The organism is Actinomycetospora sp. TBRC 11914 (assembly GCF_012933465.1).
In the GTDB taxonomy this organism is placed as follows: domain Bacteria; phylum Actinomycetota; class Actinomycetes; order Mycobacteriales; family Pseudonocardiaceae; genus Actinomycetospora.
This window is the reverse complement of the sequence record NZ_JABBND010000022.1, coordinates 1-24,603: the sequence shown is the minus strand read 5'-3', so window position 1 is coordinate 24,603 and position 24,603 is coordinate 1. Positions and strand designations below refer to the sequence as shown.

The 24,603-nt window shown below is 75.6% G+C and carries 24 protein-coding genes; 18 read left to right on the top strand and 6 right to left on the bottom strand.

The features are described from left to right. Positions 1-9: 9 nt before the first annotated feature. Both HH311_RS26285 and HH311_RS26280 read left to right on the top strand, forming a co-directional pair. The gene (locus HH311_RS26285) at positions 10-1,386 is read left to right on the top strand and encodes an NAD-dependent succinate-semialdehyde dehydrogenase (protein WP_169186677.1); all 1,377 of its coding nucleotides are present in this window, start codon (positions 10-12) and stop codon (positions 1,384-1,386) included. 46 nt (positions 1,387-1,432) lie between these two features. Then, entirely contained in the window at positions 1,433-1,846 is a 414-nt protein-coding gene (locus HH311_RS26280) for a VOC family protein (RefSeq protein WP_169186676.1), read from the top strand. Here the strand turns inward: HH311_RS26280 and HH311_RS26275 are convergent. Together HH311_RS26275 and HH311_RS26270 are read right to left on the bottom strand one after the other, a co-directional pair. Beyond that, entirely contained in the window at positions 1,843-2,718 is an 876-nt protein-coding gene (locus HH311_RS26275) for an LLM class F420-dependent oxidoreductase (protein WP_169186675.1), read from the bottom strand. The genes HH311_RS26280 and HH311_RS26275 overlap by 4 nt on opposite strands. An 82-nt stretch (positions 2,719-2,800) precedes the next feature. After that, the gene (locus HH311_RS26270) at positions 2,801-3,676 is read right to left on the bottom strand and encodes a PaaX family transcriptional regulator C-terminal domain-containing protein (protein WP_169186674.1); all 876 of its coding nucleotides are present in this window, start codon (positions 3,674-3,676) and stop codon (positions 2,801-2,803) included. 17 nt (positions 3,677-3,693) lie between these two features. On the opposite strand from HH311_RS26270, the gene HH311_RS26265 reads away from it, so the two are divergent. The 8 genes from HH311_RS26265 to HH311_RS26230 all read left to right on the top strand — a co-directional run bounded on the left by HH311_RS26265 (position 3,694) and on the right by HH311_RS26230 (position 12,047). Further along, positions 3,694-4,986: an adenosylmethionine--8-amino-7-oxononanoate transaminase gene (locus HH311_RS26265; RefSeq protein WP_312030418.1), complete on the top strand. Its 1,293-nt coding sequence runs from the start codon at positions 3,694-3,696 to the stop codon at positions 4,984-4,986. Between the two features lie 288 nt (positions 4,987-5,274). Then, the gene (locus HH311_RS26260) at positions 5,275-7,653 is read left to right on the top strand and encodes a SulP family inorganic anion transporter (RefSeq protein ID WP_169186673.1); all 2,379 of its coding nucleotides are present in this window, start codon (positions 5,275-5,277) and stop codon (positions 7,651-7,653) included. Next, the gene (locus HH311_RS26255; RefSeq protein WP_169186672.1) at positions 7,650-8,828 is read left to right on the top strand and encodes an 8-amino-7-oxononanoate synthase; all 1,179 of its coding nucleotides are present in this window, start codon (positions 7,650-7,652) and stop codon (positions 8,826-8,828) included. The genes HH311_RS26260 and HH311_RS26255 overlap by 4 nt, the downstream gene beginning before the upstream one ends. A gap of 58 nt (positions 8,829-8,886) precedes the next feature. Beyond that, positions 8,887-9,090, top strand: a complete 204-nt coding sequence (locus tag HH311_RS32870) for a zinc finger domain-containing protein (RefSeq protein WP_169186671.1) — start codon at positions 8,887-8,889, stop codon at positions 9,088-9,090. 287 nt (positions 9,091-9,377) lie between these two features. Beyond that, positions 9,378-10,073: a dethiobiotin synthase gene (gene bioD / locus HH311_RS26245; protein WP_211190842.1), complete on the top strand. Its 696-nt coding sequence runs from the start codon at positions 9,378-9,380 to the stop codon at positions 10,071-10,073. Positions 10,074-10,131: 58 nt separating this feature from the next. Continuing rightward, a complete protein-coding gene (gene bioB, locus HH311_RS26240) occupies positions 10,132-11,172 on the top strand; it encodes a biotin synthase BioB (protein WP_169186669.1) in 1,041 nt (346 codons plus the stop codon). A 10-nt stretch (positions 11,173-11,182) separates the two neighbouring features. Then, positions 11,183-11,398, top strand: coding sequence for a hypothetical protein (locus HH311_RS26235; RefSeq protein WP_211190871.1), 216 nt, complete (start codon positions 11,183-11,185; stop codon positions 11,396-11,398). 25 nt (positions 11,399-11,423) lie between these two features. Then, positions 11,424-12,047 carry a DUF2567 domain-containing protein gene (locus HH311_RS26230; protein WP_169186668.1) on the top strand — a complete coding sequence of 208 codons (624 nt, stop codon included), beginning with the start codon at positions 11,424-11,426 and terminating at the stop codon, positions 12,045-12,047. On the opposite strand, the gene HH311_RS26225 is transcribed toward HH311_RS26230, so the two are convergent. Both HH311_RS26225 and HH311_RS26220 read right to left on the bottom strand, forming a co-directional pair. Then, the gene (locus HH311_RS26225) at positions 12,044-12,763 is read right to left on the bottom strand and encodes an LON peptidase substrate-binding domain-containing protein (RefSeq protein ID WP_169186750.1); all 720 of its coding nucleotides are present in this window, start codon (positions 12,761-12,763) and stop codon (positions 12,044-12,046) included. The two genes, HH311_RS26230 and HH311_RS26225, sit on opposite strands and share 4 nt — an antisense overlap. Positions 12,764-12,898: 135 nt before the next feature. Next, on the bottom strand, positions 12,899-13,630 hold the full coding sequence (locus tag HH311_RS26220) for an NUDIX domain-containing protein (protein ID WP_169186667.1): 732 nt from the start codon (positions 13,628-13,630) through the stop codon (positions 12,899-12,901). A gap of 222 nt (positions 13,631-13,852) precedes the next feature. Here HH311_RS26220 and nadA point away from each other — a divergent pair, with 222 nt between their 5' ends. From nadA to HH311_RS26190, 6 genes are all read left to right on the top strand, one after another. After that, positions 13,853-14,893, top strand: a complete 1,041-nt coding sequence (gene nadA / locus HH311_RS26215; protein ID WP_248304237.1) for a quinolinate synthase NadA — start codon at positions 13,853-13,855, stop codon at positions 14,891-14,893. Further along, entirely contained in the window at positions 14,890-16,575 is a 1,686-nt protein-coding gene (gene nadB / locus HH311_RS26210) for an L-aspartate oxidase (RefSeq protein ID WP_169186666.1), read from the top strand. The genes nadA and nadB overlap by 4 nt, the downstream gene beginning before the upstream one ends. After that, on the top strand, positions 16,572-17,456 hold the full coding sequence (gene nadC / locus HH311_RS26205) for a carboxylating nicotinate-nucleotide diphosphorylase (RefSeq protein ID WP_169186665.1): 885 nt from the start codon (positions 16,572-16,574) through the stop codon (positions 17,454-17,456). Before nadB ends, nadC begins: the two co-directional genes overlap by 4 nt. Next, complete coding sequence (locus HH311_RS26200) at positions 17,453-18,571, top strand: FAD-binding oxidoreductase (RefSeq protein WP_169186664.1); 1,119 nt, start codon at positions 17,453-17,455, stop codon at positions 18,569-18,571. The genes nadC and HH311_RS26200 overlap by 4 nt, the downstream gene beginning before the upstream one ends. Before the next feature lie 10 nt (positions 18,572-18,581). Continuing rightward, positions 18,582-19,505, top strand: coding sequence for a GH12 family glycosyl hydrolase domain-containing protein (locus HH311_RS26195; protein ID WP_169186663.1), 924 nt, complete (start codon positions 18,582-18,584; stop codon positions 19,503-19,505). A 218-nt stretch (positions 19,506-19,723) separates the two neighbouring features. Next, a complete protein-coding gene (locus HH311_RS26190; protein WP_312030416.1) occupies positions 19,724-20,560 on the top strand; it encodes a GH12 family glycosyl hydrolase domain-containing protein in 837 nt (278 codons plus the stop codon). A gap of 4 nt (positions 20,561-20,564) precedes the next feature. On the opposite strand, the gene HH311_RS26185 is transcribed toward HH311_RS26190, so the two are convergent. After that, on the bottom strand, positions 20,565-20,963 hold the full coding sequence (locus HH311_RS26185) for an RNA-binding S4 domain-containing protein (protein WP_169186661.1): 399 nt from the start codon (positions 20,961-20,963) through the stop codon (positions 20,565-20,567). A 149-nt stretch (positions 20,964-21,112) separates the two neighbouring features. On the opposite strand from HH311_RS26185, the gene HH311_RS26180 reads away from it, so the two are divergent. Then, positions 21,113-22,468, top strand: a complete 1,356-nt coding sequence (locus tag HH311_RS26180; protein WP_169186660.1) for an EAL domain-containing protein — start codon at positions 21,113-21,115, stop codon at positions 22,466-22,468. A gap of 89 nt (positions 22,469-22,557) precedes the next feature. Next, complete coding sequence (locus HH311_RS26175; protein ID WP_169186659.1) at positions 22,558-23,799, top strand: EAL domain-containing protein; 1,242 nt, start codon at positions 22,558-22,560, stop codon at positions 23,797-23,799. A gap of 15 nt (positions 23,800-23,814) precedes the next feature. Here HH311_RS26175 and HH311_RS26170 read toward each other — a convergent pair whose 3' ends face one another. Continuing rightward, positions 23,815-24,492 carry an MBL fold metallo-hydrolase gene (locus HH311_RS26170; protein ID WP_169186658.1) on the bottom strand — a complete coding sequence of 226 codons (678 nt, stop codon included), beginning with the start codon at positions 24,490-24,492 and terminating at the stop codon, positions 23,815-23,817. Positions 24,493-24,603 lie beyond the last annotated feature (111 nt).

Below are 24,603 nucleotides of genomic sequence, written 5' to 3'. Positions count from 1 at the left end.
ACCGGTGCCATGGCCATCGCGACGACGAACCCCGCCACCGGGGAGACGGTCCGGGAGTTCGATTCCCTCACGCAGCAGGAGCTCGAGGACAGGATCCAGCGCTCCTGGGACACGTTCCAGAGCTACCGCGACACGACGTTCGAGCAGCGCTCCGGCTGGATGCGCGCCGCCGCCGACATCCTCGACGCCGAGACCGACCGGCTGGCCGAGCTCGCGACCCTCGAGATGGGGAAGACCTTCGCCGCCGCGAAGGCGGAGGTCGCGAAGTGCGCCCTCGGCTGCCGCTGGTACGCCGACCACGCGCCCGAGCACCTCGCCGACACCCCGTGGGACCCGGCGGACGCCCCGGAGAACGCGAAGGTCTTCACCCGCTGGCAGCCGCTGGGGCCGGTCCTCGCGATCATGCCGTGGAACTTCCCCTACTGGCAGGTCTTCCGCTTCCTGTGCCCGGCGCTCATGGCCGGCAACACCGGGCTGCTCAAGCACGCCTCGAACGTCCCGCAGGTCGCGCTGGCGATCGAGGACGTGCTCGTGCGCGCCGGCTTCCCCGAGGGCGTGTTCCAGACGCTGCTCATCGGCTCCTCGATGATCGAGTCCATGGTCGACGACGACCGCGTGCGTGCGGTCACGCTGACCGGCAGCGAGCCGGCCGGGCGTGAGGTCGGCGGGCTCGCCGGGAAGAACGTCAAGACCAGCGTCCTCGAGCTCGGCGGCAGCGACCCGTTCATCGTCATGCCCTCGGCCGACCTGGACGCCACGGCCGATGCGGCCGTCGCATCCCGCACGCTGAACAACGGGCAGTCGTGCATCAACGCGAAGCGGATCATCGTCCACGAGCAGGTCGCCGACGAGTTCCAGCGCCTCCTGGTCGAGAAGATGGAGGCGCTGAAGGTCGGCGACCCGATGGCCGAGGACACCGACCTCGGGCCGATGTCGGGACCGCAGGGCCTCGAGGAGCTCGACAAGCAGGTCCAGGACTCGGTGGCCGCGGGCGCGAAGCTCCTCACCGGCGGCAAGCCGCTGGGCGGCAAGGGCAACTTCTACCCGCCGTCGGTGCTCGCCGACATCCCGAAGAGCGCCCCGGCGTACTACGAGGAGCTGTTCGGCCCGGTGGCGCTGTTCTTCCGGGCGAAGGACATCGACGAGGCCATCGCCATCGCCAACGACTCCAGCTTCGGCCTGGGCGGGAGCGCCTGGACCCAGGACGCGGGCGAGGCGGAGCGGTTCGCGAACGAGGTCGAGAGCGGCATGATCTACATCAACAAGATCACCGCCTCGACGCCCGAGGTCCCCTTCGGCGGGGCCAAGAACTCCGGCTACGGCCGCGAGCTCGCCAGCTTCGGCACCCACTCGTTCGTCAACGCGAAGACCGTGTGGATGCAGTGATGGTGGATGCAGTGATGGTGGATGCAGTGATGGGTGAGATGCAGTAGTGGCCCCACCCACCTTCACGCAGACCGCCCATGTCGCGCTCGTGGTGCGCGACATGGCGGTCAGCGTGGAGTTCTACGAGCGGGTCCTGGGGTTCGAGCGGGCGACCGAGCGCCGCGAGGGCCCGCCCGAGGCCCGGCACCCGCGGCAGCTGCTGCGCCACCCCGCCTCCGGCCTGGTCCTGGGCATCCACGAGCCGTACGAGCGCTCGAACGACCGGTTCGACCCGCAGCGCACCGGCCTCGACCACCTCGCGGTGACCGTGGCCGACCACCCCGCGCTCGAGGAGTGGATCGCGCACCTCGAGGCGCAGGGGGTCGAGCACTCGCCGGTCCGCGACGCGGGCTACGCCGAGTTCGTGTCGTTCGCCGACCCGGACGGCATCGCCTGGGAGGTCTGGCTGCCCCGGGGTTAGCCCAGCTCGGCGAGCTGCGGCACCGCCTTCGCGAGCCCGTCGATCCACGCGGCGGGCGAGCCGGTGGTCGGGGTGACCATCACCTGAGCAACGCCGTGCCTCGCGTAGTCGGCCATGGCGCGGACGAACTCGTCCGTCGCGTCGGGGTTCGGGCGCGGGTTGTTGGCCGTGATCGTCACGCGGATGTCGGCGATGTCGCGCCCGACGTCGTCGCAGTGCCGGCGCAGCACGTCGATCTTGTGGGCCACGTCGTCGGGGGAGGTGGCGAAGAGGTTGCAGGCGTCGCCGTACTGCGCGACGAGCCGCAGCGTCTTGCGCTCCCCGCCGCCGCCGATGAGCACGCGCGGGCGGTGCAGTGGCTGCGGCGAGTTCAGCGTCTCCGCCAGCTGGTAGTGCTTGCCCTCGTAGGGCCCGTCGTTCTCCGGGTCCCACATCTGGCCGGCGATCTGCAGCGCCTCCTCGAGCCGCTCGAAGCGCTCCTTCAGCGGGGGGAACGGCACGCCGAGGCCGAGGTGCTCGCGCTCGTACCACGCGGCGCCGATGCCGAGCACGGCGCGGCCGCCGGAGAGCACGTCGAGGGTGCTCACGATCTTGGCGAGCAGGCCGGGGTGCCGGTAGGTCACGCCGGTGACGAGCAGCCCGAGGTCGACGGTGGAGGTGTGGGCGGCCAGGTAGCCCAGGGTCGTGTAGCCCTCGAGCATGTGCGACTCGGCGGGCAGGCCGGTGGGCTGGATCTGGAAGAAGTGGTCCATGAACGAGAGCCAGCTCGCCCCGGACGCCTCGACGGCGGTGCCCACCCGGGCGAGCTCGGGCGCGATGGCGGCCGGGCCGCCGTCGATGTCGAAGATCGGGACGTGGAAGCCGAGCTCCATGAGGTCTCCTCGCGGGTGACGGGTACGTCACCGGCCATCGTGTCGCTTCGAGCGCGCTCGAAGGCAAGTCGGGACGCCCGCCTCAGGACCCGAAGGCGCGCCCCGCCGCGGCCGACCACTGCTCGTGGCGCCGGTGGAAGACCTCGGCCGCCCGCGCCCCGGCCCAGCCCGGGGGCAGCAGCTCGGCCGGGAGCTGCGGGTCGAGGAACGGGAAGCGCCGCCAGGCGTCGACCAGCCGGACCTGCGCCCCGAGGACGGCGGCCGGGTCGGCGGGGTCCGGCTCGAGGGCCGCGAAACGGTCGACGAACTCGGCGTAGCGGGCCTCGAGGTCGCGCAGGTCCCAGGCCTGCGCGACCAGCTCGGCGTCGGACAGGCCGCCGTGGGTGCCGCCGACGACGACGAGCGCCGCCTCGTCGAGCCCGACGTCCGCCAGCGCCCGGTGGGCCTCGTCGACCCGCGCCGCGTCCGGGCACACCCACACCCCGGGGGCGGGGGAGCCGAGGCCGGCCCACGCGAGCTGGGTGCGCAGCTGGTGGCGCAGGGCGCGCTGGGCCTCGGGGACGCTGACGACGAGCACCAGCCAGCGGCCGTCCCAGGGCGGGCGCGGCGTCCCGTGGGCGTAGATCCGCTCCGCGCCCTCGGAGAGCAGCCGGCGCCCGGAGGGCGTCAGGGACCACCGCACCCGTCGTCCGGCCCGCTCGGAGACGACGACGTCGTCGGCCGCGGTCCGCGCGAGCGCCTGGCGCGCCGACTTCTCCTCGACCCCGACCGCGCCGAGCGCGTCGAGCAGGTTCTGCGTCCACACCGGTTCGCCCGCGGGCAGGACGAACTCGCCGAGCACGGTCAGCAGCAGCGACCGGGCGCTCGTCGCCGCGACCTCGCGGCGGCGGGAGAAGGCGTCCTCCGCCGATCCGGTCGGTGCCGAGCCCGACCCGTTGGTCACGCCCCCCGCCGCCATGGCCGACGATCGTAGGCGTGTCGACACGTCCCGGTCCGCCCCGACCCGCCGACCTGCGCGTCCGGGACCGCGAGCACGTCTGGCACCCCTACGGCCCGATGCCCGGCCGCACCGACCCGCTGGTGGTGGCCTCGGCGTCGGGGGTGCGGCTGACCCTCGACGACGGCCGCGAGCTCGTCGACGGCATGAGCTCGTGGTGGGCCGCGGTGCACGGCTACCGCCACCCCGCGCTCGACGCGGCGCTGCGGACCGCGACCGACGAGATGGCCCACGTGATGTTCGGCGGCCTCACCCACCACCCGGCGGTCGCCCTCGCGACGCGACTCGTCGAGATCACCCCCGAGCCGCTGCGCCACGTCTTCCTCGCCGACTCCGGGTCGGTCTCGGTCGAGGTCGCAGTGAAGATGTGCCTGCAGTACCAGCGCGCCCACGGCCGGCCGGGCCGGACCCGGATGATGACCTGGCGCGGCGGCTACCACGGGGACACGTTCGCGGCGATGAGCGTGTGCGACCCCGACGGCGGGATGCACGCCCTGTGGCGGGGCTTCCTGCCCGAGCAGGTGTTCGCCGACGTCCCGCCGGCCGAGTACACCGCCGCGTACGACGAGCACCTCGCCGCGGTCGCGGCCGACCACGCCGACGAGCTCGCCGGGATCATCGTCGAGCCCGTCGTCCAGGGCGCCGGGGGCATGCGCTTCCACGATCCCCGTCACCTGCGCGCCCTGCGGGAGATCGCCGACCGCCACGACCTCGTGCTCGTGCTCGACGAGATCGCCACCGGCTTCGGGCGCACCGGTGAGCTCTTCGCCGCCGACCACGCGGGGATCGCGCCCGACGTGCTGTGCGTCGGGAAGGCGCTCACCGGCGGCTACCTCACGCTGGCCGCGGCCCTGTGCACCCCCGCGGTGGCGGCGGCGGTCAGCGACGAGCGCGGCGGCGGCGGGCTGATGCACGGCCCGACGTTCATGGGCAACCCCCTCGCGGCCCGGGTCGCCCTCGCCAGCGTCGACGAGCTGCTGCGCCGGGACTGGCGCGCCGAGGTGGCCGGGATCGGCGGTCTCCTGCGCGACGGCCTCGCTCCCGCCCGGGACCTCCCCGGGGTGCGCGACGTCCGGGTGCTCGGCGCGATCGGCGTCGTCCAGCTCGACCACGACGTCGACGTCCCCGCCGCCCAGGCCGCCGCCGAGGCCGAAGGGGTGTGGCTGCGCCCGTTCCGGGACCTCGTCTACACGATGCCGCCGTTCGTCAGCACTCCCGACGACGTGGTCCGCATCGCCGGCGGCGTCGTCGCGGCGGCCGCGGCGGGCTGACGCCGCCCGAACCGGACGAATCACCCGATCGCCCCAGGAGTGCGGGTCGGGTCACCACACCCGGGGCGCGGCGTTCGGCCCAGCGTGATCACCGGGCGGGCGCCGGCTCACCCGTCGCGGGCCCCGCCGTGCCCGGCCGCGGAATCCGGTACCGGGAGTCACGTCAACGGCAGGTGAACAGGGTTGTGCACGATCGAGATCCGGCACACTCGCGGCAGTCCGATTCGTCCTGTTCCTGGCTCCCGGCCAGGTCTCCGCCGCCGTCCACCCCGAGGACTCCCCACGCCCATGAGCGCTCCCCGCCTGCCCGATCTCCGCCTGCCCGACTTCCGCCTGCCCGACTTCCGGCTGCCCGACTTCCGCCCCTCAGCGCTCCGCGCGAACCTCCGCTACGACCTGCCCGCCTCGCTCGTCGTCTTCCTCGTCGCGGTGCCGCTCTCGCTCGGCATCGCCGTCGCCTCGAACGCCCCGCTCACCGCCGGGCTCATCGCGGCCGCGGTCGGCGGCCTCGTCGCCGGGGCCCTCGGTGGATCGCCGCTGCAGGTCAGCGGGCCGGCGGCCGGGCTCACGGTGATCGTCGCCGACCTCGTCACCCGCTTCGGCTGGGGCGTGACGTGCGCGATCACCGTCGCCGCCGGCGTCCTGCAGATCCTCTTCGGGCTCTCCCGGGCCGGACGGGCCGCGCTGGCGATCTCGCCCGCCGTCGTGCACGGGATGCTGGCCGGGATCGGCGTGACGATCGTGCTCGGGCAGTTGCACGTCGTCCTCGGCGGCGAGCAGCAGGACGACGCGATCGCCAACGTGCTCGCCCTGCCCGGCCAGCTGCTCGCGGTGCACGGTCCGGCGGCCGCGCTCGGCCTCGCCGTCGTCGCGATCCTGCTCGCCTGGCCGCGGCTGCCGCACTCGGTGCCCGCCTGGGTCCGCAGCGTCCCCGCGCCGCTGCTCGCGGTCACGCTGCTCACCGTGGCGGCCGGGGTGCTGGCGCTGCCGGTGGAGCGGGTGGAGGTCGGCGGGTCGGTCCTCGACGCGATCGCGCTGCCGGTGCTGCCCGACTCCGACCTCGGCGGGGTGGTCGTCGGCGTGCTCACCGTCGCGGTCATCGCCTCGATCGAGTCGCTGCTCTCGGCCGTCGCCGTCGACAAGCTCCGTCCCGGCACCACCTCCGACCTCGATCGCGAGCTCCTCGGCCAGGGCGCGGGCAACACCGTCTCCGGGCTGCTCGGCGGGCTGCCGATCACCGGGGTCATCGTCCGGAGCTCGACCAACGCCGCCGCCGGCGCGCGCTCGCGGGTCTCGGCGGTGCTGCACGGCCTGTGGATCGTCGTCTTCTCGGTGGCGCTGCTCGGCCTCGTCGAGCAGATCCCGATGGCGGTGCTCGCGGGTCTGCTCGTGCACATCGGCGCGAAGCTGGTGAACGTCGGGCACATGCGCGAGCTGCACCGCCACGGCGAGCTGCCGGTCTACGTGGTGACGATCCTCGGCGTCGTGCTTGTCGACCTGCTCACCGGCGTGCTGCTCGGGCTCGGGCTCGCCCTGCTGCTGGTGCTGCGGCGCGTGGTGTGGGCGTCGATCGAGGTGGCGGAGCCGGTCGACGGCGGGCCGTGGCACGTCGTCGTCGAGGGCGCGCTGTGCTTCCCGTCGGTCCCGCGGCTCGCGCGCCGGCTCGCGCAGGTCCCCGCGGACGCCGACGTCGTCGTCGACCTCGTCACCGACTACCTCGACCACGCGGCCTACGACCACCTCTCGGAGTGGGTGGCACGCCGCTGGGTCGCGGGCGGCTCGGTGCGCGTCGACGAGGTCGGGACGATGGGCCTCGTCGCGCGGCGGGACGCCACGGCGGGCGGCCCCGGCTCCCGGCGTCCGGGGCCGGTGCCGCGCTTCCTCGCGCCGTGGTCGACCTGGCAGGCCTCCCACGACGACGACGACGGCCGCGGCCACGGCCACGCGGTGACCGACCCGTGCGACGACGGGTGCGGCACCCCGGACCCGATCCTCGCCGGGCTCCGCGAGTACCACCGCCGCGCCGCGGGCCTCGTCGCGCCGTACCTCTCCGACCTGGCCGACGGTCAGGCGCCGCACGCGTGGTTCCTGACGTGCAGCGACTCCCGCGTCGTCCCGAACGTCATCACCTCGTCCGGACCGGGCGACCTGTTCACCGTCCGCAACGTCGGCAACCTCGCGCCCCTGGGCGGCACGGGCGACGACTCGGTGGGGGCGACCGTCGAGTACGCCCTCGAGGCGCTGCACGTGCCGACCCTCGTGGTGTGCGGCCACTCCGGGTGCGGCGCCGTCCAGGCGGTGCTGCGCGGAGCGGGGCCGTCGGGAACGGGGTTCCCGGGCGACGGGGCAGGGGGCGCCCTCGGGCGGTGGCTCGGCGGTGCCTCGGAGAGCCTGGCGCGCTTCCGGGCCGGCCATCCCGTGGGTGAGCAGGCGCGCCGGGAGGGTCTGGACGAGGTCGACGGGCTGGCCATGGTCAACGTGGCCGTCCAGCTCGACCGGCTGGCCCGGCACCCGGACGTCGCGGCGGCCCTCGCCGAGGGGCGGGTGCGGCTCGTCGGGCTCTTCTTCGACATCCCGACCGCGCGCATGTCGGTGCTCGAGGGTGACCGGTTCGTCCCCGCGTCGACGGAGCGGCTGGGAGGAGCCCTGCCTAGGGTGTCGGCGTGACCGACCCGCTGGCGTGGCTGGACGAGACGGCGCGGGCCCGCCGGGCGGCGGGCCTGCGCCGGACGCTGTCGCCGCGCGAGGTCGTCGAGCCGCTCGTCGACCTCGCCTCCAACGACTACCTCGGCCTGGCCCGCGACCCCCGCGTCGTCGAGGGGGCCGTGGCGGCGACCCGGACCTGGGGCGCCGGGTCGACGGGATCGCGGCTGGTCACCGGGTCGACGCGCCTGCACGCCGAGCTCGAGGAGGCGCTGGCGGCGTTCGGCGGGGCCGAGGCGGGGCTGGTGTTCTCCTCCGGCTACACGGCCAACCTCGGCGCGGTCACGGCGCTGTCGGGACGGGGCGCGCTCGTCGTCTCCGACGTCGCGGCGCACGCCTCGCTGGTGGACGCGGCCCGGCTCTCCCGGGCCCGCGTCGTGGTGTCGCGGTGCTCGGTGCCGGCGGACGTCGACGCGGTGCTCGCGGCCGCCCCGGAGACCCGGCGGCTGGTGGTGACCGACGGCGTCGACTCCGTGGACGGGGGCCTGGCGCCGCTGCGCGAGCTCGCCGCGGTGTGCCGGGCGCGCGGGGCGGTGCTGCTGGTCGACGACGCCCACGGGCTCGGGGTGCGGGGGCCGGCGTCGGCGCCCGGCGCCGGTCTCGTGGCCGAGGTCGGGCTGGCGGGGGAGCGGGGTGTCGTCGTCACCGCGACCCTGTCGAAGTCGCTGGGCTCGCAGGGCGGGGTGGTGCTGGGCGACGCGGACGTGGTCGCCCACCTCGTCGACGCCGCGCGCTCGTTCATCTTCGACACCGGGCTGGCGCCCGCCGCGGCCGGTGCGGCGCTGGCGGCGCTGCACGTGCTGCGCGAGGAGCCCGAGCGCGTGGCGGCGCTGCACGCGGCCGCGGTCGCGGTGGCGTCGTCGGCCCGGTCGGCCGCGCCGTGGGCGGGGGTCGCCGCGCCGACGGCCGCGATGGTGCCCGTCGTGCTCGGGGAGCCTGAACTCGCGACCGCAGCGCGGGACGCCTGCGCGACGGCGGGCCTGCGGGCCGGGTGCTTCCGGCCGCCGTCGGTCCCCGAGGGGACGTCGCGGCTGCGGCTGACGGCTCGCGCGGACCTCTCCACCGCCGACCTCGCGCTGGTCGACCGCGTCCTGGCCGAGGTGCTCCCCGGGGTGCGGGGGACCGTGCTCAGCCGGTGATCCCGGCGGTGGCAGACTGGTTGCGACTTCACGGAATCGATCCCGAACGGAGGACGGCGTGACCGTGACGGACAGCCGGTCGGCCTTCCGGCTCTGGCACTGCGGACGCTGTCGCCGACCGCTGACCGAGGGTGCGGACTACCTGCGCTGCCCGTGCTGCGGCGCGGTCCACGACGTCGACGGCACCGCGCGACCCGACGTCGAGGCCGCCGAGCGCCCGGCCCCGGACCCGAGCGCGGTGCGCGTCCGCCATTGGCTCTGACCCATCCCGGGTCGCCGGTGGTGTCCGGGGAGGCAGGCACCCTGGCCCGCTCTCCGACGTCGGGGACCTGCGCGCGCCGCACACACTCCGACGATCGGCGTGACCGGTTCTGGGGGACCTGCGCGCGCCGCACACCGAGCCCCGTGGGCCGGACCCCGGGATGTGTGCGTGACGCGCAGGTGTCCGTGGATTCGTCCGCTGCCCCGGGCGGAGTGTGTGCGGGGCGCGTCGGTCCGGGCCGCCGACCGCGCGCCACGAGGTCACTAGGCTCCGGGCCCGTGCGGACCATGATCGTCACGGGCACCGGGACCGGGGTCGGGAAGACGGTGGTGACGGCGGCCCTGGCCGCGGTGGCCGCGGCGGCGGGGGACCGCGTCGTCGTCCTCAAGCCGGCCCAGACCGGGATCGAGCCCGGCGCCCCCGGCGACCTCGCCGACGTCACCCGCCTCGTCGGCCCCTCGGTCGTCACCCGCGAGCTCGCCCGCTACCCCGAGCCCCTGGCCCCCGCGACCGCGGCCCGCCGCAGCGGGCTGCCGCCCCTCCGCGTCGCCGCCGTCACCGACGCGGTCGCCGACATCGCGCGCGACGGGGCCGACCTCCTCCTCGTCGAGGGCGCCGGCGGGCTGCTCGTCCGGATCAACGACGACGGGGAGACCCTCGCCGACGTCGCCGCCGCGCTCGGTGCCCCGGTCCTCGTCGTCGCCAGCGCCGGGCTCGGCGTGCTGAACACCGCCGCCCTGACGGCCGAGGCCCTGGCCCGGCGCGGCCTCACCTGCGCCGGCACCGTCGTCGGCGCCTACCCCGACGCCCCCGACCTCGCCGAGCGCACCAACCTCGCCGATCTCCCGACGGTGACCGGCGCACCCCTGCTCGGCGTCCTGCCGGCCGGGCTGGGCGGCGCCGACCCCGAACGGTTCCTCACGGCGTCGAGGTGTGGCCTGCATCCCGTCCTGGGCGGCCAGTGGGTCCCGCCCCTCCCGTGACCGACAACCGTGGGGCAGACTCGCGCGCGATCAGTCCCCGACGTTCAAGGAGCGACGCGTGACGGCGAGCACCGGCACCGCCAGGCAGACCGGGCAGGGCACCGGCGGGGACATCCTCGCGGTCGCCCGGGAGCAGGTCCTGGAGCGCGGCGAGGGGCTGTCCGAGGCGCAGGTGCTCGAGGTGCTGCGGTTGCCCGGCGAGCGCCTGACCGAGGCGCTGGCGCTGGCCCACGAGGTGCGGATGCGCTGGTGCGGTCCGGACGTCGAGGTCGAGGGCATCGTGAGCCTCAAGACCGGCGGGTGCCCGGAGGACTGCCACTTCTGCAGCCAGTCGGGCCTGTTCGACTCCCCGGTGCGCGCGGCGTGGCTCGACAAGGACCGCCTGGTCGAGGCGGCGAAGCAGACGGCGAAGACCGGCGCGACCGAGTTCTGCATCGTCGCCGCCGTCCGCGGCCCCGACGAGAAGCTCATGGAGCAGATCCGGGCCGGGGTCGCGGCGATCCGCGCCGAGGTCGACATCAACGTGGCCTGCTCGCTGGGGATGTTGACCCAGGCCCAGGTCGACGAGCTCGCCGCGATGGGCGTGCACCGCTACAACCACAACCTGGAGACCGCGCGCAGCCACTTCCCGGAGGTGGTCACGACCCACACCTGGGAGGAGCGCTGGGAGACGCTGCAGATGGTGCGGGCCGCGGGCATGGAGGTCTGCTGCGGGGGCATCGTCGGGATGGGGGAGACCCTCGAGCAGCGCGCCGAGTTCGCGGTGCAGCTCGCCGAGCTCGAGCCCGACGAGGTGCCGATGAACTTCCTGATCCCCAACCCCGGAACCCCGTTCGCGCACCTCGACGTGCCGCAGGGACCGGACGCGCTGATGACGATCGCGGCGTTCCGGCTGGCGATGCCGAGGACGGTGCTGCGCTTCGCGGGCGGTCGGGAGCTGACGCTCGGCGACCTCGGCGCGGAGCAGGGGATGCTGGGCGGGGTCAACGCGATCATCGTCGGGAACTACCTGACGAACCTGGGGCGGCCGGCCGAGCAGGACCTGGAGATGCTGGACTCGCTCAAGATGCCGATCAAGGCCCTCAACGACACCCTCTGACGACGATCCTGTGACGGCGACCGTGAGCACGTACTGCTCCTTCTGCGGCGGCGAGGCCGCCACCGGCGACCACGACCGGTGCCGGGCGCGGCTGTCCCTGATCGACCCGCCGCGCTACTGCCCGGAGTGCGCCCGCCGGATGGTCGTGCAGGTCGACCCTATGGGCTGGACCGCACGGTGCAGCCGCCACGGCGAGACGACCAGCGCGAGCCGGGCCCAGCGGTGAGGGACCCAGCCGTGAGGACCCAGCGGTGACCGTGGGCGCCGAGCAGTTCCCCGCCGACGAGTTCGTGGCCGAGACCCCCGACGGGGTGCTGACCCGCCGCGAGCTCGTCGGCGACCTGCGTCCGGCGCTGCGGATCGTGGTCGCGGTGCTCGTCGGCGGCCTGCTGCTCGGCCTGCTGTGGGCGCTCGTCGCCCCGGGCCAGGCCACGGTGACGACGGCGACCGGTGCGAGCGCCCAGCTCGCGGCCGAGTCCGACCACGTCTTCGACGCGACCGCCGTCTTCTTCCTGCTCGTGACCGCGTACGGCGTCGTCGTCGGGGCCCTGGCGTGGCGGATCCGGACCCGGCGCGGGCCGGTGGTGCTGGTCGGCGTCGCGGTGGCGTCGACGGCCGCCGCCTGGGTGGCGGCGCGCGTCGGGACCTGGCTCGCCGGCCCGCTGACCGACCGGCAGGCGATCGGCGTCCTGCTCGACCGCGCCGAGGTCAGCGCGAGCGGCACCGGCGGCCCCCCGATCCCGGCCACGCTGGTGACGCTGCCCGCCGAGATCGGCTCCTGGTGGACGGTGCTGGGCGCCGGGATCGGCGCGGTGCTCGCCTACCTGCTGTGCGCGATCACGGTCGGCGCCGACGATCTGGGGCGCGAGCCCTAGTTGTCGCTGGAGGGCACCGCGAACTTCGCCGTCGGCGCCCACACCGCGTGCAGCCGCCCGAGCAGCTCGGCCTCGCGGGCCATCGCGTGCGAGACGAGCTCCAGGCGCTTCTTCGGGCAGGTCTGCTCGAGGATCTCCTGACGGTCGCCCAGGGGCAGCAGGCAGTCGGCCGCGAGCAGGTGGGCCAGGACGGCCGCCGCGGCGGGCTCGTGCTCCCCGCCGGCCGGCGGCGCCTCCTCCTCGGGCTCCTCGACGGCCGCGACCTCCGCGTCGGCCTCGAGGTCGGTGGCCCCGCCGGCCTCGGCGTCCGCGCGGCGCCGGTAGGTGCGCGCCGTCGTGCAGTAGCGGCGGTGCGCGGCGCGGGCGGCGCGCTCGAGGGGCTCGAGCTCGGCGGGGTCGTCGCCCTCGATGTCGGGCACCCACTCGACGTTGGCGACGAGGTAGGGGGCCGTCGTGTCGTCGACGTCGAGCAGCCGGAACCGGCGGTCCCCGACGGTGAGGACGTCGAAGCGACCGTCCGGCAGCCGCCGGACCTCGCGCAGCTCGGCCGTGCAGCCGACCTCGTGCAGCCCCTCCGGCCCGTCGTCGGGACCCCAGCCCTCGCGGACCGCGACCACCCCGAACTGCTTGCCGGACACGGCGCCCGTGACGAGGTCGATGGTCAGCTGCCGGTAGCGGGGCTCGAAGATGTGCAGCGGGAGCGGCGCCCCGGGCATCAGCACCGTGCCCAGCGGGAAGAGGGGCAGCGTCTCGACACGCCCCCCGTCGCTTCGCTCGCCCCTGTCCACGGCGACACACGCTACGGTCTGCGGCTCTCGATCGCCGGATGGACGAGAACGGTGTGCCCCGCGTCAGACCGCCCCGGCCCCCGACGGCGGCCGCAGCGCGGCGAAGGGGTCGGTCACGCGGAGGGCGTGCTCCGAGAACCGGAACAGCGCCGCCGGCCGGCCGCCCGCGGGACCGGGCGCGGCCGTGCTGCCGGTGGGGACGAGGACGCCGCGGCGGGTGAGCACCCGCTGCAGGTTGGTCGCCGAGACGTGGTGCCCGAGGGCCGCCGCGTAGAGGCGGCGCAGCTCGGAGATCGAGAAGACGTCGGGCGCGAGCGCGAAGCCGATGTTGGTGTAGGAGAGCTTGGCCCGGAGCCGGTCGAGGCCGACGCGGGTGATCTCGCCGTGGTCGAACGCGGTCCGGGGGAGCGCGTCGACCGGGTGCCACGCGGTGTCGCCGGGGATCGCCGGGTCGGCGTCGGTGGGCACCAGCCCGAGGAACGCGGTGGCGACCCGGCGGGGCGCCGGCCCGCGGTGCGGGTCCGAGAACACCGACAGCTGCTCGACGTGGGCGACCTCGGCGAGGTCGACCTTCTCGGCGAGATGGCGCCGCACAGACGCCTCGACGTCCTCGGTGGCGCCGAGCCGGCCGCCCGGCAGCGCCCACCGCCCGAGGTGCGGCTCGCGCGCCCGCTGCCAGAGCAGGACCGAGGGCACGGTATCGATGGGTCCAGCTCCGCTCCGCTGCGTGTCCCGCCCGTCGATGCGCAGGACGACCGCCAGCACGTCGTGCGCGATCAGGCCCTCGGCCTCCACCTGCCACCTCCCACGACGGCCACGGTAGCGCTGCGTGTCCACGCGCCGGCGCCCGCGCGGCCGGGCGTGTCCTCGGTCATACCCGGCGAGAAGGAGGGTGGCACCGCCCGTGGTCGCGGCGTACTGTCGCCCACGTTTTCGACCAGAAGGCGAAAACCTCGCACGACTGCACCGGGACCCGCGTCCACACCACGGGCGGGGCGTCCCCGGGGAGGACACCGCATGACCGTCACCGTCGACGCGCACCAGCCCCCGACCGACCTCGTCGAGCCGCGGTCGCTGGGCGAGGCCCCGGACGAGGTCGTCGAGCAGTGGGCCGCCGAGGTCCGTCGCCTCGCGCGGGAGCGCGACGCCGTGGTGCTCGCGCACAACTACCAGCGCCCCGAGATCCAGGACGTCGCCGACCACACCGGCGACTCCCTCGCGCTCTCCCGCGTGGCCGCCGCCAGCGACGCGAGCACGATCGTCTTCTGCGGCGTCCACTTCATGGCCGAGACCGCGAAGATCCTCGCGCCGGGCAAGACGGTCCTGATCCCGGACGCCCGCGCCGGCTGTTCCCTGGCCGACTCGATCACCGCCGATGAGCTCCGCGCGTGGAAGGCCGAGCACCCGGGGGCGGTCGTCGTCAGCTACGTGAACACGACGGCGGCCGTGAAGGCCGAGACCGACGTGTGCTGCACGTCGTCGAACGCCGTCGAGGTGGTGGCGAGCATCCCGGCGGACCGGGAGGTGCTCTTCCTGCCCGACCAGTTCCTCGGCGCCCACGTCCGGCGCGAGACGGGGCGGGAGAACCTGCACGTGTGGGCGGGGGAGTGCCACGTGCACGCCGGGATCAACGGCGCCGAGCTCACCGCCCGCGCGCAGGCCGACCCCGAGGCCGACCTGTTCGTCCACCCCGAGTGCGGCTGCGCGACCAGCGCGCTCTACCTGGCCGGGGCGGGCGCGGTGCCCGCCGAGCAGGTCCACATCCTCTCGACCGGCGGCATGCTCGACGCCGCCAAGAACACGACCAAGCGGTCGGTCCTCGTGGCCACCGAGGTGGGCATGCTCCACCAGCTGCGCCGGGCCAACCCGGCGGTCGACTTCCGCGCGGTCAACGACCGCGCCGCCTGCGGCTACATGAAGACGATCACCCCCGGGGCGCTGACCCGCGCGCTGCGCGAGGGTCGCGACGAGGTGCACGTGGACGCCGCCACCGCGGCCAGGGCCCGCGCCTCGGTCGAGCGGATGATCGAGATCGGGCGGCCCGGGGGTGGGGAGTGACTCCGACGGACGCGCAGCGGTCGGGGGAGCACACCGACCGGGGAGCCGGGGCGTCGGCGTGGGCCGCCGCGGCCGACCTCGTCGTCGTCGGCTCCGGGGTCGCCGGGCTCTCGGCCGCGACCGAGGCGTCGCGGCGGGGGCTGCGGGTCGTCGTCGTGACCAAGGACGCCCCCGACGAGGGCTCCACGCGCTGGGCGCAGGGCGGCATCGCCGTGGTCCTCGGTGACGTCGCCGGCGACAGCGTCGCGGCCCACGTCGCCGACACGCTGGGTGCGGGCGGCGGGCTGGTCGACGAGGACGCCACGCGGGAGATCCTCGGCGGCGGGCCCGACGCGGTCGCCGCGCTGCGGTCCCGCGGCGCTGTGTTCGACTCCCTCCCGGGTTCCGATCTCCTCCCGGGTCCCGACGCCCCTGGACCCCGCCTCGCCCGCACCCGCGAGGGCGGGCACGGCACCACCCGCGTCATCCACGCGGGCGGCGACGCGACCGGCGCCGAGGTCGAGCGCGCCCTGCTCGCCGCCCTGCCCGGCGAGGTGGCGGTGCTCGCCGGCCACACCGCGGTCGCGGTCCGCCGCCAGTACGGCCCGACGACCGGCCCGGTCAGCGGGCTCGACGTCGTGGACGACGCGGGCCGGGCGGGCGTCGTCGTCGCACCCGCCGTCGTGCTCGCCACCGGCGGGGTCGGCGGGCTGTACGAGACGACGACCAACCCCGCGGTGGCCACCGCCGACGGCTGGGCGCTCGCGCTGCGCGCCGGCGCCGCGCTCGCCGACGTCGAGTTCGTGCAGTTCCACCCGACGGCGCTGCGCGTCCCCGGACTGCGGGGGCGCGCCCCCCTGGTCACCGAGGCGCTCCGCGGGGAGGGCGCCCGCCTCCTCGATCTCGCCGGCCGGCCGGTCATGGCCGGCGTCGACCCGCGCGGCGACCTCGCCCCCCGCGACGTCGTCGCCGGCGCGATCACCGGCGTGCTCGCCTCGACCGGGGCCGACCACGTGTGGCTCGACGCCACCGGCGTCGCCGACGTGCGGCGCCGCTTCCCGACGGTGACCGCCTCCTGCGCCGCGATCGGGGTCGACGTCGCCCGCGACCCGATCCCCGTCCGGCCCGCGGCGCACTACGCGTGCGGCGGCGTCGTCACCGACACCCGCGGCCGCACCGGGGTGCCCGGGCTGTGGGCGGCCGGCGAGGTGGCGCGCACCGGGCTGCACGGGGCCAACCGGCTCGCCTCGAACAGCCTGCTCGAGGGCCTCGTGGTGGGCCGCCGGGCCGGGGCCGACGTGGCCGCCGCGCTCGCCGGGCCCCGCCCCGTCATCCGGCCGGACGCCCCCACGCGCCTCGTCGCGGAGGCCGCCGACCGCGCCGTGCTCCAGGCGGCCATGAGCCGGGGCGCCGCCATCGGGCGGGACGCCGCCGGCCTGGCCGCGGTCTCCGACTCGCTGGAGTCGGTGACCGTCGAGCGCCCGCTCACCGACCGGGCCGCGGTCGAGGACGCCGCGCTCACCCTCGCGGCGGGAGCGCTGCTCGCCGCCGCCGGGTCGCGCACCGAGTCCCGCGGGTGCCACGTGCGCCGCGATCACCCGCACCGGGACGACCGCTGGCAGGGCACGTCGACCGCCGTCGCGCTCGTCGACGGGCGACCGACCCCGACCCCCATGGACCACGTGCTCGGAGGTGCCGCATGACCAGCGTGAACACCGTCGCGCTGCCGGTGGGGCTCGACCCCGCGGAGATCGACGCGGTCGTCGCGCGAGCCCTCGACGAGGACCTCCGCGACGGACCGGACCGCACGACGGCGGCCTGTGTCCCGGCCGGGTCGGTCGCGGTCGGCGAGTTCCGGACCCGCCCCGCCGGCACCCTCGCCGGGGTCGGGGTGGCGGTCCGGGTGCTCGAGCGGGTGTGCGGCGACGACCTCGAGGTCCTCGACGCCCGCGCCGACGGCGACCGACTGCGCCCGGGCGACGTCGCGCTCGCCGTCCGGGCCCCGCTGGCGACCCTGCTCACCGCCGAGCGGACCGCGCTCAACCTGCTCTGCCAGCTCTCCGGGGTGGCGACCGCGACGTCCGCGTGGGTCGACGCCGTCGCCGGCACCCCGACCCGCATCCGGGACACCCGCAAGACCGTCCCCGGCCTGCGGGCGCTGCAGAAGTACGCGGTGCGCTGCGGCGGCGGGGTGAACCACCGGATGTCGCTGGGCGACGCCCTGCTGATCAAGGACAACCACGTCGCCGCCGCCGGGTCGGTGACGGCCGCGGTGCGGGCCGCCCGCGCGGCGGCCCCGGAGCTGTCGTGCGAGCTCGAGGTGGACTCGCTCGACCAGCTCGACGAGGCGCTGGCCCTCGACCTGGAGCTCGTGCTGCTGGACAACTTCCCGGTGGCCGAGTGCGCCGAGGCGGTCCGGCGGCGGGACGCCGTGGCTCCGTCCACCGGGCTCGAGGCCTCCGGCGGGCTCACCCTGGACACCGCCGCCGCCTACGGGGCGACCGGCGTGGACTTCGTCGCCGTCGGGGGCCTGACCCACTCCGCGCCGGCGCTGGACCTGGGCCTGGACCTGCGGACGTCGTGAGCGGCCGGGGCGTGGTCGTCGTCGGGGGCGGCATCGCGGGGATGTCGGTCGCGGCCGAGCTGGCCGCGGCCGGCGTCGAGCGGCCGGTCCTGATCGAGGCCGAGCGGGAGCTCGCGCGCCACACCACCGGCCGGTCGGCGGCGAGCTACATCCCCGGCCACGGCCCGGCCCCGACGCGGGCGCTCACGGCGGCGTCGTGGGAGCGGTTCGACGCGCTCGCCGACGAGGCCGGGCACGGGTTCCTGCGCCCGCGCCCGGTCCTGCACGTGGCGAGCACCGCCGAGGAGGAGCGGGTCCTGCGCGACGAGATCCTCCCGCTCGCCCCGGTCGTCGCGGTGGACCCCGACGAGGCCGTGCGGCGCTGGCCCGCGCTGCGCCCGGACGCGGTGCGGGCCGCCGCGGTCGTCGAGGACGCCTGCGACGCCGACCCGATCGGGCTGCACCAGCACTACCGGCAGCGGTTCCGGGCGCTGGGCGGCGAGATCCGGTCCGGCGCGCGCGTCGTCGGGCTGGCGCCGCGCGGCCCCGGGTGGCGGGTCACCACCGACGACGGCGAGTCGGTCGACACCGACCGTGTCGTGCTCGCCGCCGGTGCCTGGACCGACCGGGTCCTCGCCCTCGCCGGAGCGACCCCGCTCGGGCTCACCGCCTACCGGCGCACGATCGCGATCGTCCGGATCCCGGACGGTGCCCCGGTGCACCCCGACGACCCCTTCGCCGTGTCCGCCGCCGACCACTGGTACGCCAAGCCCGAGGGGCAGCACCTGCTCGTGTCGCCGTCGGAGGAGACGCCCCAGGAGCCCGGCGACGCGCGGCCAGACGAGCTCGACGTCGCGCTCGCCCTCGAGCGGGTCAACGCGGTGACCACGCTCGGCCTGCGCTCGGTGGTCACCAGCTGGGCCGGCCAGCGGACGTTCGCGCCGAGTCGCGTCCTCGCGGTCGGGGAGCGCCTGCCGGGTCTGGCGGTGTTCGCGGGCCAGGGCGGGTCGGGGATCGAGACCGCGCCGGCCGCCGCCGCGCTCGCCCGGGCCGTCGTCCTCGGCGAGGACGTGCCCGCCGACCTGCGGCGACACGGGGTCGAGGCCGACCACTACAGCGTTCGGCGCATCCTCTAGCCTCACCCGCGTGGGCGAACCCACGCGTGCACCGCGCGTCCTCCTCGCCGCCGTCGTCGCCGTGCTGGCCCTGCTGGGCACCGCCTGCGGCGTCCAGGAACCCGGCGTCCCACCGATCACGGTGAACCACGCGGCCACCGAGCAGAACGTGGCCGGGTCGGCGCCGCTGCCGCAGGCCGCGCCGGCGCCGGCGTCGGCGCCCGCCGCGGTGCCGCTCGTGCCCCAGCTGCTCGCGCCGCTCTCGCCGATCGGCAGCCGGGTCGGCCCGCAGGTGTGCGCGAAATTCGGGTCCGTCCCCGTCGCCGGCGGGCGATTCGAGGTCCAGAACGACGCCTGGGGCGCCTCCACCCCGCAGTGCACGACGGCGTTCGACACCGGCTTCAGCGTGCAGGCGAACCACGACAAGAACGACGGGCCCGCCGCGTACCCGTCGATCGTCTGGGGCTGCAACCACGGCACCTGCACCAGGGGCACCCCGTTCCCGCGGCCGCTCTCCGACCTCGGTGACGTGCGCTCGAGCTGGTCGATCTCCAGCCCCGACAGCGGCCGCTACAACGCCTCCTACGACATCTGGCTCGACCCGACACCCCGCCGCGACGGCGACAACACCGGCGCCGAGCTGATGATCTGGATGGCGCGGGTCGGCGGGATCGACCCCATCGGGCAGAAGGCCGGGACGACGAACCTCGCCGGGACCGCCTGGGACGTCTACGAGGGCCAGAACAACGGCGTCCCGGTGATCTCCTACGTGCGCCAGCAGTCGGTGCGCCAGGTCCTCGACCTGCCGATCACCGACTTCGTGCGCGACGCCACGCGGCAGGGCGTCGTGCAGCCGCAGTGGTACCTCACCAACCTGCAGGCCGGCTTCGAGCCCTGGGTCGGCGGCAGCGGCCTGTCGACCGACGCCTTCAACGCGACGCGCAACGGCGTGTAGCTCCCCGACGCGCCACCCGTGTGGGTGGCATCCGCGTCCCCGTGTGCTCGAACGGCTGACCTCACCTGGCGTGGCGAGCTGCGCCGAACGTACGTTCCGGCGCGCTGAACGGTCCAACGGGGAGGACGCGCGGGATGAACGGTCGGTGGTCGACGACGAACGATGGCGCAGGACGGCTGCGTGCTCGACGACGGGTCGGGCGTCACCGGCGCTGTGACGTGGTCCCGCGCCGGCGGTCCGAGGCACTGCGGGCCCTCGTCGGCGGGCTCGGCCTCGTCGCGCTCGTCGTGATCACCACTGTCGTGCCGCAGGGGGCCACGGGCGCCCCCGTACCGGCGGCGGTGGCCACGACGACGAGCACCCACTCCACCCCGCGGGAGCCGAACGAGAAGAAGGTCTGCGACAAGTTCGGGTCGACCCCGGTGGCGAACGGGCGCTACGAGGTGCAGAACGACCTCTGGGGCGCGAGCACGTCGCAGTGCGTCATCGCGTTCGACACCGGCTTCCGCGTGGAGGCCAACCACAACAAGTCCAGCGGGCCCGCGTCGTACCCCTCGATCGTCTTCGGCTGCAATTACGGCAACTGCACCAAGGGCACCCCGTTCCCGCGGCCCATCTCCGACCTCGGCGACCTGCGGACGACCTGGGCGACCACGACGCCGGCCAAGGGCGACTACAACGTCTCCTACGACATCTGGCTCGACCCGACCGCGCGCAAGACCGGCCGCCCCACCGGCCTCGAGCTGATGATCTGGCTCAAGCACACCGACCGCGTCAACCCGATCGGCAAGAAGGTCGGCGAGACCACGCTCGACGGCGTGCCCTACGAGGTGTGGCAGGGCAAGGCCGACGTCACGACGATCTCCTACGTCCGCAAGCAGGCCACGAACAGCGTCACCAACCTGTCGATCCCGACCTTCGTCACCGACGCGACGAAGCGGGGGGTGGCGAAGCCGGGCTGGTACATGACGAGCGTGCAGGCCGGGTTCGAGCCGTGGATCGGCGGGACCGGGCTGGCCACGACGAACTTCTCGGTGACGCGGAACGGCCAGTAGCGCGTCAGTCCTCGAGCTCGTGGTCCACGGCGTGGACGAGGGAGGCCCGCTCGAAGGCCTCCATCCGGCGCCGGTCGCGCTTGGTCGGGCGGCCGGCGCCGCGCTCGCGCGTCGCCACCGGGGCGACGGTCTCCTTCGGCGGCGGGGGAGGGGTGTGGTCGACGTAGCAGGTCACGGCCTCGGGGGCGCCCACGCGCTTCTCGATGACGCGCCCGACCTCGACGACCCGGGGGATGTCGTAGAGGCGCGTGCGCACGGTGTCGCCGGGACGCACCGCCGTCGACGGTTTCGCGGGCTTGTCGTTGACCCGCACGTGACCGCCGCGGCACGCGGTCGCGGCGTCCGCGCGGGTCTTCGACAGGCGCACCGCCCACAGCCAGCGGTCGACGCGGGTGGAGTCCATCGCGGCCAGTCTGCCCCTTCTCCCGGGGACGCAGCACCGGTATCGGCGCTCACGCACGGTATGCGTCGCGGGTCCGATCCGGCGCCGATGCCCTCCTTGCGGGGGAGTCGGGTACCTTTGCCGGTGACGCGCCGTCGGAAGGAGCGTCCGTGTCCGACGAGATCGCGCGCGACCGCCTCGACGCGCTGTTGCGCGAACGCGCCGTCGACCCGGTCTACCAGCCGATCGTCGACCTCGACACGGGCGACGTGGTCGGCCTCGAGGCGCTCGCCCGGGGTCCGCTGGGCGGGCCGCTCGAGCGGCCGGACGCGCTCTTCGCGGCGGCCCGGGCGGCCGGGCGGCTCGCGGAGCTCGACTCGCTGTGCCGGGGCCGCGCCGTCCAGGACGCCTACGACGCGGGCCTCGCCGGGCCGCTGGCCCTGTTCGTCAACGTCGAACCGCTGACCGTCGCCACCCGTCTCGTGCCGTTCACGGCCTCGGGGGACCTCGCCGAGCGCGGCGTGCACGTCGTGGCCGAGTTCACCGAGCGTGACCTCACGGCCGACCCCGCCCGGCTGTTCGCCTTCGCCGACCAGGTCCGCGCCCACGGCTTCCACATCGCCCTCGACGACGTCGGGGCGCACCCGGCCTCGCTCGCCCTCATGCCGTTCCTGCGGCCCGAGGTGGTCAAGCTCGACCTGCGCCTCGTGCAGGCGCGGCCGGGACCCGAGGTCGCCGAGATCATGTCGGCGGTCGCGGCCTACGCCGAGCAGAGTGGCGCCCTGGTCCTGGCCGAGGGCGTCGAGAACCCCGACCACTTCGCGACCGCGCGCAGCCTGGGCGCGACGCTCGGCCAGGGCTGGTGGTTCGGCGCCGGGGGGCGCGCCGCCGAGATCCTGCCCGGTCTCCCGTCGCCCCGGCGCGCGCCGGCCTGGCAGCGGCCCGTCCCGCCGGTCCCGCGGGCCAGTCCCTTCGCGACGGTGGCCCGGGCCCGCACCCCGCGCCGCGCGACGTCGCCGCTGCTGCTGTCGATGAGCCGCTTCCTCGAACGGCAGGCCGCCGAGATGGGGGAGCTCGCCGTCGTCGTCGCGGCCTTCGAGCGTGCTCCACACTTCACCCGCGCCACCCGCGCGCGCTACCGCGAGCTCGCCCGCAGCGCCGCCTACGTCGGTGTCCTCGGGGCGGGGATGGCCGCCGAGCCCGAGCCCGGCGTGCGCGGGGCCGACCTCGCCCCCGACGACCCGGTGCGCCAGGAGTGGATCGTGGCGGTCGTCGGCCCGCACTTCGCCGCGGCCCTCGTCTCCCGCGACCTCGACCCCGCCACACCGAGCGCCTCCTCCGACCTCGACCGCTCCTTCGACTACGTGCTCACCCACGACCGCGCGCTGGTCCTGGACGTCGCGCGCTCGCTGCTCGCGCGGACCGTGCCCGTCGACGCCGACCACCCCGACCCGCACGACGACGCTGAGCAGGTGGGGGTGCCACTGGTGTCGTCCGTGGGGGTGGCGTCGGTGCCCGACGCCTAGCTCGTTCGGTCCACCCAGGTACGCTCCGTGTGCTGAAGGTTGTGCGGCGGGGCGCCGCGGGAGCGCCCCGGAGCGGATCGAGGTGGTACGTGGCCGACGCGCTGCGCGTGGTCGACACCGAGCCCGACCTGTCTCGGTTGCAGACGGTGTTCCAGCCGATCGTCGACCTCACGTCGGGTGCCGTCGTCGCCCACGAGGGCCTCACGCGGGGCCCGGCGGGCGCGTGGCGCTGCCCGGAGAGGTTGTTCCGTCACGCCCGCGGCCAGGGCCGGCTCGCCGAGCTCGACGAGCACTGCCGCCAGCTCGCGCTCGCGACGGCGCTGGAGGCCGGAGCCGCCGGACCGTCGGCCCTCTTCCTCAACATCGAGCCGGACGGCATCCCCCTCGGGCCGCCCCCTCCCGCGGCGGTGACGTTCCTGGAGCGCGGCGGCCGGATCGTCCTGGAGTTCACCGAGCGCGCCCTGACCGGCGACCCGGCCCGGCTGCAGTGGTTCGCGACCCGCCTGCGCCACGTCGGCATCGCGGTGGCGCTCGACGACGTCGGGAGCCACCCGGACTCCCTCGCGCTCATGCCGTTCCTGCGGCCCGAGGTGGTCAAGCTCGACCAGCGCCTGGTCCAGGGGCCCCTCGACGAGGACGCCGCCCGCGTCGCGGCGGCGGTGGGCGCCTACGCCGAGCGGAACGACGCGGTCGTGCTCGCCGAGGGCATCGAGACCGCCGAGCACGAGCGCACCGCCCGGGCCCTCGGGGCGACGCTCGGCCAGGGCTACCGCTTCGGCCGCCCGGCCGCGCTCGAGCCCGCCGCCGGGACGCCGCCGCCCGCCGGGCCCGGCGCCCCGCGGGCCCGGGCGCCCGAGGGCCCGACCCGCGTGAGCCCGCTGGCCGCCGTGGCCCGGGCCCGTCCGCTGCGCCGCGGGCCCGTGGACGAGGTGCGGGTCGCGGCCGACGTGCTCGAGCAGCGGGCCCAGAGCGCCGAGGGCCCGACGGTACTGCTGGCCACGGTGGGTCCCGACGGTGCGCCCTGCGGGGAGCGCGCACGGCGCTTCGCCGCGGTCGCCGAGCACTCGGCCCTCGTGACGCTGCTCGGCGCCACCACGGCGCTGCCGCCCGGCGTGCGCGGGGCGACCCTCGGCGAGGCCGACCCGCTGCGCGGCGAGTGGGACGTGGCCGTCGTGGGGCCGCACGTCGCGGCCGCGCTCGTGGCTCGGCCCTGCGGCACCGGCGAGATGGAGTACACCGTGGTGCACGAGCGCGACCTGGTGCTCGAGGTCGCGCGCTCGCTGATGAGCCGGACCGTGCCGGCGCCCGGGGCGGAGATGCCGGGCACCTGAGCGGGCTCCCGGGTCCTACCAGCCGCGCTCGCGCCACTCCGGCAGGCTCGGGCGCTCGGTGCCGAGCGTGGTGTCGTCGCCGTGGCCCGGGTAGACCCAGGTGTCGTCGTCGAAGCGGCCGAACACCTTGCGCTCCAGGTCGTCCATCAGCGCGTCGTGGTGCTCGCGGGTGGCCGTCTTGCCGTGGCCGCCCGGGAAGAGGCTGTCACCGGTGAAGATGTGGCCCGTGCCCCGCGGGTCCTTGTAGTACAGCGCGATCGAGCCCGGGGTGTGCCCGTCGAGGTGGATGACCTCGACGAACGAGTCCCCGAAGCGGACCTGGTCGTCGTCGCCGACCGTGCGGTCGGGCGCCACCGGGAGCTCGGGCCCGTCGAGCGGGTGGGCGTAGGTGGTGGGGGAGACCGCCTTCGTGACCTCGTCCAGCGCCTGGACGTGGTCCCAGTGCTGGTGGGTGGTGACGAGGTCCTTGAGCTGGTCGCGCGAGCCCACCGTGTCCACGGTGTCCAGCAGGCGGTCGGCCTCGTTCGCGGCGTCGATGAGCAGCGTGCGGCCGGTGGCCTTGTCGACCAGCACGTACGCGTTGTTGTCCATCGGCCCGACCGAGACCTTGGTGATCGTCACGGCGTCGAGGTCCCGCCGCGCGGCGGGACCCTCCGGGTCGACGTGTCCGGTGTAGTCGTCGAGGAGCTCCACGTCGGACAGTCTGCCCGCTCGCACCGACACCCACGCCGGTCCCGACCCGACGGGTCGCTCGGTGGTCGCGGGCTCCGGTGGCCAGGGGTACGCCAGGCAGGTCCACGGGCT

What these genes read in the sequence shown, in the direction of transcription:
- HH311_RS26285 (WP_169186677.1), top strand. Translation starts at nt 10, where the DNA reads ATGGCCATCGCGACGACGAACCCCGCCACCGGGGAGACGGTCCGGGAG.
- HH311_RS26275 (WP_169186675.1), bottom strand. Translation starts at nt 2,718, where the DNA reads ATGGAGCTCGGCTTCCACGTCCCGATCTTCGACATCGACGGCGGCCCG.
- HH311_RS26270 (WP_169186674.1), bottom strand. Translation starts at nt 3,676, where the DNA reads ATGGCGGCGGGGGGCGTGACCAACGGGTCGGGCTCGGCACCGACCGGA.
- HH311_RS26260 (WP_169186673.1), top strand. Translation starts at nt 5,275, where the DNA reads ATGAGCGCTCCCCGCCTGCCCGATCTCCGCCTGCCCGACTTCCGCCTG.
- bioD (WP_211190842.1), top strand. Translation starts at nt 9,378, where the DNA reads ATGATCGTCACGGGCACCGGGACCGGGGTCGGGAAGACGGTGGTGACG.
- HH311_RS26225 (WP_169186750.1), bottom strand. Translation starts at nt 12,763, where the DNA reads ATGCCCGGGGCGCCGCTCCCGCTGCACATCTTCGAGCCCCGCTACCGG.
- nadA (WP_248304237.1), top strand. Translation starts at nt 13,853, where the DNA reads ATGACCGTCACCGTCGACGCGCACCAGCCCCCGACCGACCTCGTCGAG.
- nadC (WP_169186665.1), top strand. Translation starts at nt 16,572, where the DNA reads ATGACCAGCGTGAACACCGTCGCGCTGCCGGTGGGGCTCGACCCCGCG.
- HH311_RS26185 (WP_169186661.1), bottom strand. Translation starts at nt 20,963, where the DNA reads ATGGACTCCACCCGCGTCGACCGCTGGCTGTGGGCGGTGCGCCTGTCG.